General features: G+C 74.1%; 12 protein-coding genes. 9 read left to right on the top strand and 3 right to left on the bottom strand.

What is annotated here, in order from left to right; genetic code table 11:
- On the bottom strand, nucleotides 1–982 hold a 982-nt coding region (locus tag ACFV4N_RS17680; RefSeq protein WP_499673604.1), incomplete at its 3' end, for a citrate synthase 2.
- Between the two features lie 215 nt (nucleotides 983–1197).
- On the opposite strand from ACFV4N_RS17680, the gene ACFV4N_RS17675 reads away from it, so the two are divergent.
- From ACFV4N_RS17675 to ureG, 5 genes are read left to right on the top strand one after another with little or no spacing between them, the layout of a single operon-like run.
- Complete coding sequence (locus tag ACFV4N_RS17675; protein ID WP_499673606.1) at nucleotides 1198–1500, top strand: urease subunit gamma; 303 nt, start codon at nucleotides 1198–1200, stop codon at nucleotides 1498–1500.
- 11 nt (nucleotides 1501–1511) lie between these two features.
- The gene (locus ACFV4N_RS17670) at nucleotides 1512–1823 is read left to right on the top strand and encodes an urease subunit beta (protein ID WP_499673603.1); all 312 of its coding nucleotides are present in this window, start codon (nucleotides 1512–1514) and stop codon (nucleotides 1821–1823) included.
- Nucleotides 1820–3532 (top strand): urease subunit alpha, encoded by a 1713-nt coding sequence (locus ACFV4N_RS17665; RefSeq protein WP_499673602.1) that lies wholly within the window; start codon nucleotides 1820–1822, stop codon nucleotides 3530–3532. The genes ACFV4N_RS17670 and ACFV4N_RS17665 overlap by 4 nt, the downstream gene beginning before the upstream one ends.
- On the top strand, nucleotides 3532–4338 hold the full coding sequence (locus tag ACFV4N_RS17660; protein ID WP_499673601.1) for an urease accessory protein UreF: 807 nt from the start codon (nucleotides 3532–3534) through the stop codon (nucleotides 4336–4338). Before ACFV4N_RS17665 ends, ACFV4N_RS17660 begins: the two co-directional genes overlap by 1 nt.
- Nucleotides 4328–5044, top strand: a complete 717-nt coding sequence (gene ureG, locus ACFV4N_RS17655; protein WP_499673600.1) for an urease accessory protein UreG — start codon at nucleotides 4328–4330, stop codon at nucleotides 5042–5044. The genes ACFV4N_RS17660 and ureG overlap by 11 nt, the downstream gene beginning before the upstream one ends.
- On the opposite strand, the gene ACFV4N_RS17650 is transcribed toward ureG, so the two are convergent.
- Nucleotides 5014–5532, bottom strand: coding sequence for a DUF4232 domain-containing protein (locus ACFV4N_RS17650; RefSeq protein ID WP_499673599.1), 519 nt, complete (start codon nucleotides 5530–5532; stop codon nucleotides 5014–5016). The genes ureG and ACFV4N_RS17650 overlap by 31 nt on opposite strands.
- Before the next feature lie 77 nt (nucleotides 5533–5609).
- Between ACFV4N_RS17650 and ACFV4N_RS17645 the strand changes: the two genes are divergently transcribed.
- Nucleotides 5610–6503 carry an urease accessory protein UreD gene (locus ACFV4N_RS17645; RefSeq protein WP_499673598.1) on the top strand — a complete coding sequence of 298 codons (894 nt, stop codon included), beginning with the start codon at nucleotides 5610–5612 and terminating at the stop codon, nucleotides 6501–6503.
- A gap of 25 nt (nucleotides 6504–6528) precedes the next feature.
- Nucleotides 6529–7185 carry a pyridoxamine 5'-phosphate oxidase gene (gene pdxH, locus ACFV4N_RS17640; RefSeq protein WP_499673597.1) on the top strand — a complete coding sequence of 219 codons (657 nt, stop codon included), beginning with the start codon at nucleotides 6529–6531 and terminating at the stop codon, nucleotides 7183–7185.
- Nucleotides 7186–7224: 39 nt separating this feature from the next.
- Here pdxH and ACFV4N_RS17635 read toward each other — a convergent pair whose 3' ends face one another.
- Complete coding sequence (locus ACFV4N_RS17635; RefSeq protein ID WP_499673596.1) at nucleotides 7225–8802, bottom strand: polysaccharide lyase family 8 super-sandwich domain-containing protein; 1578 nt, start codon at nucleotides 8800–8802, stop codon at nucleotides 7225–7227.
- Nucleotides 8803–8860: 58 nt separating this feature from the next.
- On the opposite strand from ACFV4N_RS17635, the gene ACFV4N_RS17630 reads away from it, so the two are divergent.
- Nucleotides 8861–10126, top strand: coding sequence for an MFS transporter (locus ACFV4N_RS17630; protein ID WP_499673595.1), 1266 nt, complete (start codon nucleotides 8861–8863; stop codon nucleotides 10124–10126).
- 117 nt (nucleotides 10127–10243) lie between these two features.
- Entirely contained in the window at nucleotides 10244–11626 is a 1383-nt protein-coding gene (locus ACFV4N_RS17625) for an APC family permease (RefSeq protein WP_499673594.1), read from the top strand.
- Nucleotides 11627–11651 lie beyond the last annotated feature (25 nt).

Here is an 11651-nt window from a genome sequence, read left to right as displayed (position 1 = left end):
GCGCGCACGTGAACATGGCGGGCATCATGTGCGGCGGCACCTGCGCGAAGTCCAGGATCACCGCGGCCCAGAACTCGACGTTGGTCTCGATCGCCCGGTCCGGCCGCCGCTCGCGCAGCTCGGCCAGCGCGGCCTGCTCCAGCGCCGCCGCCACCTCGTAGCGGGCCGCGCCCAGCTCCCGGCAGGTGCGCCGCAGCACGCGGGCCCGCGGGTCCTCCGCCCGGTACACCCGGTGGCCGAAGCCCATCAGCCGCTCGCCCCGGTCGAGGATGCCCTTGACGAAGCCCCTGGCGTCGCCGGTGCGCTCGACCTCCTCGATCATCGGCAGCACGCGGGCGGGCGCGCCGCCGTGCAGGGGGCCGGACATCGCGCCGATCGCGCCGGACATGGCCGCCGCGACGTCCGCGCCCGTGGAGGCGATGACCCGCGCGGTGAACGTGGAGGCGTTGAGCCCGTGCTCGGCGGCCGACACCCAGTAGGCGTCCAGGGCCTTCACGTGCGCCGGGTCCGGCTCGCCCCGCCAGCGGGTGAGGAACCGCTCGGTGATGGTCCGGCACTCGTCGATGCGGGCCTGCGGCACGGCGGGCCTGCCGATGCCGCGCGCGGACTGCGCCGCGTAGGACAGGGCCATCACCGAGGCCCGCGCCAGCTGGTCCCGGGCCTGCTCGTCGGTGATGTCCAGCAGCGGCTGGTAGCCCCAGATCGGGGCGACCATCGCCAGCGCCGCCTGCACGTCCACCCGCACGTCGCCGGTGTGCACCGGGATGGGGAACGGCTCGGCGGGCGGCAGGCCGGGACCGAAGCGGCCGTCCACCAGCAGCGCCCACACGTTGCCGAAGGTGACCTTGCCGGCCAGGTCCTCGATGTCGACGCCCCGGTAGCGCAGCGCCCCGCCGTCCCGGTCGGGCTCCGCGATCTCGGTGCGGAAGGCGACCACGCCCTCAAGTCCCGGTTTGAAGCCGTCGTCCTCGCTCTGCACCACGCTGTGCGCTCCTTAAATCGACGAAGTGTCCTAGGGGTTGGACCAGGGGTTGACAGCACACTCCTCCGCGGGGGACGCGCTGGCAATCACGGGTGTGCGTGGCGTCGGTCACGATCAAGGAACCGATTCAGACCGCAAGCGGACCGCAAGCCGATCGTTAAGCCCTTGTTTCCGTTCCGGGGTATCGGCGTTTCGCCGTGGTAGACCACCTGACCATGCACCTCACCCCGCACGAGCGCGACAAGCTGCTGGTCCACGTCGCGGCCGACGTCGCGCGCCGGCGGCTGGAGCGCGGTGTCGCCCTGAACCACCCGGAAGCCGTCGCGCTCATCACCGACCACGTGCTGGAGGGCGCGCGGGACGGCCGCTCGGTCAGCGAGCTGATGGAGAGCGGCAGGCACGTCCTCGCGCGCGGCCAGGTGCTGCCGGGCGTGCCGGAGATGATCGAGTCCGTGCAGGTGGAGGCCACCTTCCCGGACGGCACCAAGCTCGTGACCGTGCACCACCCGATCGCGTGAGGAGGACCGTCGTGGTCCCTGGCGAGGTGATCCCCGGCGAGGAGCCGGTCGAGCTGAACCCCGGGCGGCCCCGCACCGCGCTGGTCGTGGTCAACGCCGCCGACCGGCCGGTGCAGGTCGGGTCGCACTACCACTTCGCGGCCGCCAACCCGGGCCTGGAGTTCGACCGCGAGGCCGCCTGGGGCAAGCGGCTGGACGTCCCCGCGGGCACGGCCGTGCGGTTCGAGCCGGGCGTGGAGCGCGAGGTCGTGCTGGTGCCGATCGCCGGCGCGCGGCGGGTGCCGGGCCTGCGGCCCGAGCAGGCGGGGGACCTGGACCGGTGACGCGCATCGACCGCGAGCGCTACGCGGAGCTGCTCGGCCCCACGGTCGGCGACCGCGTCCGGCTCGCCGACACGGACCTGCTGATCGAGGTCACCGAGGACCGCAGCCGGGGCGCGGGCTCGGGCGACGAGGTCGTCTTCGGCGGCGGCAAGGTGATCCGTGAGTCCATGGGCCAGGGCGCGGCCACCCGCGCCGAGGGCGCGCCCGACCTGGTGATCACCGGCGCGATCGTGCTGGACCACTGGGGCGTGGTCAAGGCGGACGTGGGCGTCCGGGACGGGCGGGTCGTCGGCATCGGCAAGGCCGGCAACCCCGACACCATGGACGGCGTCGACCCGGCCCTGGTCATCGGACCCGGCACGGAGGTGCTGTCCGGCAACGGGAAGATCCTCACCGCGGGCGGCATCGACTGCCACGTGCACTTCATCTGCCCGCAGATCGTGGAGACCGCCGTCGCGTCCGGCCTGACCACGCTCATCGGCGGCGGCACCGGCCCGGCCGAGGGCACCAAGGCCACCACGGTCACGCCCGGCGCGTGGAACCTCGGCCGGATGCTCGCCTCCATGGACCACATGCCGGTCAACGTGCTGCTGCTCGGCAAGGGCAACACGGTCCGCGAGGAGGCCCTGCGCGAGCAGCTGCGCGGCGGCGCGGGCGGGTTCAAGCTGCACGAGGACTGGGGCACCACGCCCGCCGCGATCGACGCCTGCCTGCGCGTGGCCGACGAGTCCGGCGTGCAGGTGGCCATCCACACCGACACGCTCAACGAGGCCGGGTTCGTCGAGTCCACCCTGGCCGCCATCGCCGGCCGGTCGATCAACGCCTACCACTCCGAGGGCGCGGGCGGCGGCCACGCGCCGGACATCATCCGGGTGGTGTCCGAGCCGAACGTGCTGCCGTCCTCGACCAACCCGACCCGCCCGCACACCGTCAACACGCTCGAAGAGCACCTGGACATGCTGATGGTGTGCCACCACCTCAACCCGTCGGTGCCCGAGGACCTGGCGTTCGCGGAGAGCCGCATCCGGCCCACCACGATCGCCGCCGAGGACGTGCTGCACGACCTGGGCGCGATCTCCATGATCAGCTCCGACTCGCAGGCCATGGGCCGCGTGGGCGAGGTGGTCATCCGGACCTGGCAGACCGCGCACGTGATGAAGCTGCGGCGCGGCGAGCTGGGCGGCGGCGAGCCCGCCGACAACCTGCGCGCCCGCCGCTACGTGGCCAAGTACACGATCAACCCGGCGATCGCCCACGGCATCGACCACGAGGTGGGCTCGGTGGAGGTCGGCAAGCTGGCCGACCTGGTGCTGTGGGAGCCGAAGTTCTTCGGCGTGCGGCCGGCGGTGGTGCTCAAGGGCGGGTTCATCGCCCACGCGGCGATGGGCGACGCGAACGCGTCCATCCCGACGCCGCAGCCCGTGCTGGCCCGGCCCATGTTCGGCGCGCACTCGGCGGCGCTGAGCAGCGTCCACTTCGTGTCGCGGCAGGCGGTCGACGCGGACCTGGCGGACCTGCTGCGGCTCGCCCGGCCGCTCGTGCCGGTGCGGGACACGCGCGGGGTCACCAAGGCGGACATGGTGCTCAACGACGCGATGCCGGACGTGCGGGTGGACCCGGACAGCTTCGCCGTGCACGTCGACGGCGAGCTGGTCGAGCCCCGGCCGGTGACCGAGCTGCCCCTCGCCCAGCGCTACTTCCTGTTCTGATGAACCTCGCGGCGCTGATGATCGCGGACTCCCGCTTCCCGGGCGGGGGCCACGTCCACTCGGGCGGCGTGGAGGAGGCGGTGGCGCGGCGGCTGGTCACCGACGAGGTCTCGCTGGCGTCGTTCCTGCTCGGCAGGCTGCGCACGGCGGGCGCGCTGGGCGCGGCGTTCGCCGCCGCAGCCACCCGCCCGGATCCCGGCAGCCCGGACTCCGGCAGCCCGGACCCCGGCAGCCCGGACCCCGGACTCCTCGGCGCTGGCGGTCCTGGCGGTCTTGGAGGCCCCGGTAGTCCTGGCCCCGGCGACCTCGCCCCGGACAGCCCCGCCCCGGACAGCCCCGCCCCCGGCCGCCTCGCCGAGCTGGACGCGGAGCTGGACGCCCGCACCCCGTCGCCCGCGCAGCGCGCCGCCTCGCGCGCCCAGGGGCGCGGCCTCGCGCGGGCCGCCCGCCTGGCCTGGCCCTCGCCCGCGCTGACCGGGCTGCTGCGCGTCACGCCCCGGCCGCACCACCCGATCATCGTCGGCGTGCTCGTCGGCGACCCGTTCGAGGCCGCGCAGACCGTCGCCTACCACGCCGTCACCGGGCCGGCGACCGGCGCGATCCGGCTGCTCGGGCTGGACCCGTTCGGCGTCAACGCGGTGCTGGCCCGGCTGGCGGGCGAGATCGACGCGGTCGCGGAGGCCGCCGCCCGCCACGCCGACACCGACCCCGTCGACCTGCCCGCCCCCGGCTCGCCCGGCCTGGACCTGCTGGCCGAGGCCCACGACCGCCACCACAGGGAAGAGGTGCGTCTCTTTGTCAGCTGACCACGCCCACGGCCACACCCACCCGGTCAACTTCGACCCCGCCGACGCGGGCCACGACCCCCACCACCCCGCCGACCACGCCGGCCACCTCCACCGGGCGGTGCGCCTCGGCATCGGCGGCCCGGTCGGCAGCGGCAAGACCGCGCTGACCGCCGCGCTGTGCCGGGCCCTGGGCGGCGAGCTGGAGCTGGCCGTGGTGACCAACGACATCTACACCACCGAGGACGCCGACTTCCTGCGCGCGGCGGGCGTCCTCGACACCGAGCGGATCGAGGCGGTGCAGACCGGCGCGTGCCCGCACACCGCGATCCGCGACGACATCACCGCCAACCTCGACGCCGTGGAGCTGCTGGAGCACCGCTTCCCGGAACTGCGGCTGGTCATCATCGAGAGCGGCGGCGACAACCTCACCGCCGTGTTCAGCCGGGGCCTGGTGGACCGCCAGATCTTCGTCGTGGACGTGGCCGGCGGCGACAAGGTCCCCCGCAAGGGCGGCCCCGGCGTCACCACCGCCGACCTGCTCGTGATCAACAAGACGGACCTCGCGCCGCTGGTGGGCGCCGACCTCGGTGTCATGGCGGCCGACGCCCACCGCGTGCGCGGCGGGCTGCCCGTGATCAGCCAGTCACTGGTCGAGACCCCGGAGGCCCCCGCCGTGGCCGACTGGGTGCGCGCTCAGCTCCGCACGCTCGCGACGGTCAGTTGAGCGCCGAACCGGCTCACGTCGCCCGCGCAGCCGTGGGCGTCCGCCAGCGGCAGGTGCAGGGGCTCGGTCTCGTCCGGCGGGTAGACCCGGATGCCCCACACGGGCGTCTTGAGGCACGCGTCCGGGTCGAAGTTGTCGACCGCGGCGAACCCCACGTCCGAGACGGCCGCCGCGCCGTGCGGCAGGGTGAGCAGCGGTCCCCGCTCGCCGACCCGCACGGCCGCCGCGCCGACCTGGCGGCCCGCCGCGTCCACGTAGGACACGCCGGGGTACCCGCGCAGCACGCAGGTCGCCGGCCCCCTGTTGGTGAGCACCACCTCGCGGTACGTGGTGCCCGCCGCACCGCCGACGTGGCCGAACCGGACGTCGAGGTCCGCCGAACGGCACGTGGCGGCGCCGACGCCCGCCCCGGCCGGCTGCGCGGCGGCGATCCCCCCGGTGAACAGCACCGCGGCCACGGCCGCGAACGCTGCGACAAATCTCCTCATCACGATCTCCCCCGAGATTCACGGGTGGTCCCTCCACCCGTTGACAGGACGTGTCGCGGGTCACAGGGGTTGCCCCGGTGAGGGCGCGGGCCCGCCTGGTCGTGGCGCGGGACCCGGACGGGCGGTCCTTCGCGCGCGAGCTGCGGTCCATGGCCCCGCTCCGGCTCGTGCCGCACCGGGGTCCGTCCCGGCGGGACGTCGCCCTAGTCCACCTGGTCAGCTCGGTCACCGCGCCGCTGGGCGGCGACGACCTCGAACTGGACGTCGTGGTCGAGCCGGGCGCGGCGCTGGTGCTGCGGGGGGTGGCCGCCACGCTGGCCCTGCCCGGCCACCACGGCACGGGCAGCAGGTCACTCGTCCGAGTGGAGTTGGGCGAGAACGCTTCCCTGGAGCACCTGCCGGAACCGACGGTGGTGACGGCGCGGGCGCGGCACGAGGCGGTGTTCCGCGCGGAGTTGGCGGACGGCGCCCGGCTGCGTTCCCGGGACGTCGTCGTGCTGGGCCGCCGCGGCGAGCCGCCCGGTTCGCTCGTCACCACCCTGGACGTCCGGAGAAGAGGGACCGTCATCAAGCAGACATCCCGCGTGGGCGTGCCCGAGGTGGACCGCAGCGCGGCGGGCCTGGCGGGCCGCCGCGTGCTGGGCTCCGAGCTGCTGTGCTGGGGCGAGGACCCGGCGGTGGCGGTGTCCGGGCAGTGGTGGTCGCTCGTGCCGCTCGCCCGGGGCGGCAGCCTCGCCACGGCCCTCGGCGACGACGCCGTCACCGTCGTGCGCGCCCTGGACCTGGCCCGCGCGCAGCACCCGGGATCGAGTGATCGTCTGACTCGATCTCGAACTCGATTCCGAGTCGCGGCTCACACCGAAAGTGACGGATCGGGTGGCGGTCATCACCGTGCGGGCGGTTCCCCCGCAAGCCGGGACCCCGTACCGTCGCCTGATCGCCAGGTGCCACAAGTGCCTGGCAGGCGGTAGTAACACCACGCTCCGGGAGGTCGGGATGTCGAGGACCACGAACATCGCGTTGCCGTCGATGCGCGTGTCTTACGAGCAGGGTTCGCTCACGGAGAGCGACCTCGCCGGCAGCTGGCACGAGCAGCTCCAGCTGTGGCTGGACCAGGCGACCGGCGCCGGCCTGCCCGAGCCCAACGCCTTCGTGCTCGCCACCGCCGACCCGGAGGGCAGGCCGTCGTCCCGCACGGTCCTCGCCAAGGGCCTCGACGCGCGCGGCCTGGTGTTCTTCACCAACTACACCTCCACCAAGAGCCACGACCTGATGGCGACCCGGTACGCCTCCGCCACGTTCCCGTGGTTCGCCATGCAGCGGCAGGCGCACGTGCGGGGCACCGTGGAGAAGGTCGGCCCCGAGGAGACCGCCGCCTACTGGGCCGGCCGCCCGCGCGGCTCGCAGCTCGGCGCGTGGGCCTCGCCGCAGTCGCGCGTGGTCAGCGGCCGGTCGGTGCTGGAGAGCGCGCTGAACAAGGTCGAGCGGCAGTTCGCCGACGCCGACCGCGTGCCGGTGCCGCCGCACTGGGGCGGCTGGCGCATCCGGCCCGAGGAGGTCGAGTTCTGGCAGGGCCGCCGCGACCGGATGCACGACCGCCTGCGCTTCCGCCTCGGCCGCGACGGCTGGGAGCTCCAGCGCATCGCCCCCTGACCGCCCCCGGCACCTCCCGACCCCCGAACGGGCCCCGCGCTACCGCCGCGGGGTCCGTTCCGCGTCCCGGCGGGTGAGGGTGACGCCGCCGCACCGGACCGCTTGGGCCCCGGGCGCGTTGGACAGCACCTCGATCGGCGGGGAGGCGCCGGCGGGGGAGACCGCGTAGGCGTAGGTCGCGTCGCGCGGCGCCTCCCCGTGGTCGAACCAGATCGTCAGCAGGTCGCCGTGCTCGACCGCCCACCCGCCGGCGAGCGCGCGGTAGGTCAGGCCGTCGTGGGAGACCTCGCCGGCGCGCGCCGAGACCGGCCCGGCGACCAGGCGCTGGTCCACCGAGGTGAGCACGCGGCCCGGCGGTCCGGTGATGCCCGCGCCGAGCGCGACCACGGCGTCGGGGAAGCAGAACCACGTCTTCCAGCCGTCGGTGAAGCGGTCGGTGCCGTCCAGGCGCATCGTCGCCACGCCGTGCGCGCCGTCCGACCACCCGTGCACGTCGTCGGACGCGCCGCGCTCCAGGTAGGGGCGGGGCAGCAGGGACCGGCCCTGCTCGGTGGTGGTGCCGGGCAGCCGCGCCCAGTCCCAGCGGTGGACGGCGCCCCGGTAGCCGTCCGGCCGGCCGGTGGCGCGGAACGCGGTCACGCCGTCGCCGAGGTGGCGGCCGCGGGTGTTCTCGCCGTTCAGGGTCTCCGTGGGCACGGTGCGCGTGGACGACATCCGCACCGTGGCCGACCAGCCGGGGCGGCGGTGGGTCAGGTAGTCCGAGCGCGGGAACCAGCGCGTGCCGACCAGCGGGCCGCCGCGGGGGTCGCCGGGGTCGCGGGGGTCGCCGGGGTTGTCAGGGGCGCCGGGGTCGTCGGGACCGCCGGGGCCGTCGCCGGGGTTCCCGGTCAGCCGGGCCGCGCACGCGGCCAGCTCGTCGGCCCGGTGGCCCTCCCGGGCGAGCGCCAGGGCGGCGGCGCGCAGCGGCCCGACGCCGTGCGCGTCGGGGCGGACCAGCTCGCGGCCCGTGCTGGTGAAGTCGTAGGTGTCGCCGTGGGCGAACCACTGCTGGCCGTCGAGCAGGTAGTCGGCGAAGGCGCGGGTGGCGGGCCCGGTGAACAGGTGCGCCCAGCGCGCGAGCGAGGCGACCAGGCTCGCGCCGTAGCCGCCCGAGTACAGCTGCGGGCCGTGCTGGTGGAAGCTCAGGTCGGGCTGGACGCCCTCGCCGGTGGTGGGTTCGAGCACCGAGCACATGCGCTCGACCTCGTGCCGGACCGCGGCGCCGTCCCGGACCAGCAGGCCGCGGCGCAGCTGCACCCCGGCCGCCCACACCAGGTTCTGCCCGGTCGGCTCCACCGGGCCGGCGGCGTCGCGCAGCCAGTCGCCCCACGCCCGGCGCCGCTCGTCGTCGAGCAGGTCCGCGACGCCGAGCAGGACGTCGCCGACCAGCTCGGGCGCGCCGATCTCGTTGTACCACCAGTTGTCCGACGTCGGGGCGAGCCGCCGCCAGGCCTCCAGCCCCGCCACGCGGTCGCGCGGCGGCAGGGCCGGCAGCCGGCGCAGGTGCTCCAGCGGGGGGAAGTCCAGCGGGTCCCGCGACGCGTAGTCGACGTCGGGCCACGTGCCGTCGAAGGTCATCCCCCCGAGTGTGCTACATCTCCACGGGGAACTCGTTAGTTATCGTAGGCTAACAACCGTGCGGAAAGTCCTGGGGCGCATCGCCATCGACACGCGCCCGTTGAAGGTCGTCGCCTTCCGGCGCCTGTGGCTCACGACCGTGGTGACGGCGATCGGCAGCCAGCTCACCGCGGTCGCGGTGCCCAAGCAGGTGTACGACCTGACCGGCTCGTCCGCCTGGGTCGGCGTGTCCGCGGGCGCGGCCCTGGTGCCGCTGCTGGTGTTCGGCCTCTACGGCGGCGCCATCGCCGACGTGGTGGACCGCCGCAAGCTGCTCGTCGTCACCAACACCGGCATCGCGGTCACCTCGGTGCTGCTGTGGCTCCAGGCGGCGCTCGGCGTGGAGTCGGTGTGGGTGGTCATCGCGCTGCTCTGCCTGCAACAGGTGTTCTTCGCCGTCAACGCGCCCGCCCGCACCGCGTCGGTGGCCCGCCTGGTGCCGGCCGGCCAGCTGGCCGCCGCGTCGGCGCTGTCCTCCACGGTGATGACGTTCGGCGGCGTGTTCGGCCCCATGCTCGCGGGCGCGGCGATGCCCCTGGTCGGCCTGCCCACGCTGTACCTGGTCGACGCGGTGGCCCTGACCGCGACCATCTGGGCGGTGTGGAAGCTGCCGCCCCTGCCGCCCCTGGGGGGCGTCGCGCGGCGGGCCGGCCTGCGCGACGTGGTCGACGGCTTCCGCTACCTGGCCGTGCAGAAGATCCTGCTGGCCAGCTTCCTGCTCGACATCATCGCCATGGTCTTCGGGATGCCGCGGGCGCTGTTCCCGGAGATGGCCGAGCACACCTTCGGCGACCCGCCCGGCGGCGGCCTCGCCCTGGGCTGGCTGTTCGCCGCGATCCCGCTGGGCGCGATGCTGTGCGGCCTGGTCTCCGGCTGGACCTCGCGCGTGCACCGGCACGGCGTCGGCGTCGTGCTCGCGATCGTGGCGTGGGGCGTGGCGATGATCGGCTTCGGCCTGTCCCACGCGCTGTGGCTCGCCGTGGTGTTCCTCGCGATCGGCGGCGCGGCCGACATGATCAGCATGGTGTTCCGCAGCGCCATCCTCCAGGCGGCGGCCACCGACGAGATGCGCGGCCGGATGCAGGGCGTGTTCATCGTCGTGGTGGCCGGCGGGCCGCGCGTCGCGGACCTGCTGCACGGGACGACCGGCGCGCTCGTCGGACCCGGTGTCGCCACGGCGCTGGGCGGGGTGCTGGTGGTGGTCGGGACCGGCCTGGCGGTGCTGGCCATCCCCGCCATCAGGCGCTACCGCTTCCGGCCGGACCCCGCCGAACTGGCGGGGTGACGACCCGCGGTCGCATCGGACCTCCGCAGTGCTCCCACCGGGTGAACCTCGGCACTCTTCCGGGAAGCCGGCCGTTCCGCTGTCCGGCCCCCCTGTGATCCGGCACACTCATCCGGCATGGCGGAAGCGACGAGCGCACCGGCGCAACCGGAACTGAAACGGGCCATCGGCCCCAGGCTCCTGCTGTTCTTCGTGGTCGGTGACATCCTCGGCACCGGCATCTACGCCCTCACCGGCAACGTCGCGGGCAAGATCGGCGGCGCGCTGTGGCTGCCCTTCCTGATCGCGTTCGCGGTCGCCTTCCTCACCGCGTTCAGCTACCTCGAACTGGTCGGCAAGTACCCGAGGGCGGCGGGCGCGGCGCTCTACACCAACCGCGCGTTCAAGATCCAGTTCCTCACCTTCATGGTGGCGTTCGCGGTGATGAGCTCGGGCATCACCTCGGCCTCGTCCGCCGCGCTCGCGTTCGGGCGCACCTACCTCCAGTCCGTCATCCGCGAGTTCTTCTCCGACACGTTCGCGGTGTCCGCGACGCTGGTCGCGATCCTGTTCATCCTCGGCCTGGCGGCGATCAACTTCCGGGGCGTCTCGGAGTCGGTCAAGGCCAACGTGGTGCTGACCTGCATCGAGCTGTCCGGCCTGGTGATCATCATCGCGATCGGCCTGTTCGCCGTGCTGTCCGGCGACGGCGACGCGAGCCGCCTCACCCAGGTCGACCCGGCGCCCGGCCAGAGCGCGCTCGTCGCGATCACGTCGGCCACCGCGCTGGCGTTCTTCGCGATGGTCGGCTTCGAGGACTCGGTGAACATGGCCGAGGAGTGCCGCGACCCGGTGCGGATCTTCCCGCGCGCCATGCTGTGGGGCATGGTCGTGGCGGCGGTGATCTACGTGCTGGTCGCGATCACCTCGTCCCTGCTCATCCCGTCCGACGAGCTGGCGAAGGCCGGGTCCTCCGCCCTGCTGCGGGTGGTGGAGGTCGGCGCGCCCGGCTTCCCGCTGTGGCTGTTCTCGCTGATCGGCCTGTTCGCGGTGATCAACTCGGCGCTGATCAACATGCTGATGGCGAGCCGGCTCGTCTACGGCATGGCCAACGAGCGGATCATCCCGAAGTCCTTCGGCACCGTGCACCCGTTCCGCCGCACGCCGTGGATCTCGATCGTCTTCACCAGCGGCATCGCGATCATCCTGGTGTCCACCGCCGACATCGCCAAGCTCGGCGGCACCACCTCGCTGCTGCTGCTGGTCGTGTTCACCGTCGTCAACGTCGCGGTGCTGGTGCTGCGCAAGGACGAGGCCGACCACAAGCACTTCCGCGCGCCGACGTGGGCGCCGGTGCTCGGCGCGGTGACGTGCGCCTACCTGGCCAGCCCGCTGTCCGGGCGGCCGTGGGACGACTACCGGATCGCGCTGTACCTGCTGGGCGCGGGCGTCGTGCTGTGGCTGATCAACCGCGTGGTGCACGGCAAGGTCGAGTTCGACGCGGAGAAGCTGTCCAAGTGACCCGGTCCCGGGCCGGGGGGCGCGA

This window comes from Actinosynnema sp. NPDC059797, from assembly GCF_042732085.1.
Classification (GTDB): Bacteria; Actinomycetota; Actinomycetes; order Mycobacteriales; family Pseudonocardiaceae; genus Actinosynnema.
The sequence above is the reverse complement of the archived record's forward strand: the minus strand, read 5'-3'. Positions and strand labels throughout refer to the sequence as shown.

Bases quoted from the DNA above. Each gene is read 5' to 3' on its own strand.
- ACFV4N_RS17660 (WP_499673601.1), top strand. From the start codon at position 3,532: ATGAACCTCGCGGCGCTGATGATCGCGGACTCCCGCTTCCCGGGCGGG.
- ACFV4N_RS17650 (WP_499673599.1), bottom strand. From the start codon at position 5,532: ATGAGGAGATTTGTCGCAGCGTTCGCGGCCGTGGCCGCGGTGCTGTTC.
- ACFV4N_RS17635 (WP_499673596.1), bottom strand. From the start codon at position 8,802: ATGACCTTCGACGGCACGTGGCCCGACGTCGACTACGCGTCGCGGGAC.
- ACFV4N_RS17675 (WP_499673606.1), top strand. From the start codon at position 1,198: ATGCACCTCACCCCGCACGAGCGCGACAAGCTGCTGGTCCACGTCGCG.
- pdxH (WP_499673597.1), top strand. From the start codon at position 6,529: ATGTCGAGGACCACGAACATCGCGTTGCCGTCGATGCGCGTGTCTTAC.
- ACFV4N_RS17625 (WP_499673594.1), top strand. From the start codon at position 10,244: ATGGCGGAAGCGACGAGCGCACCGGCGCAACCGGAACTGAAACGGGCC.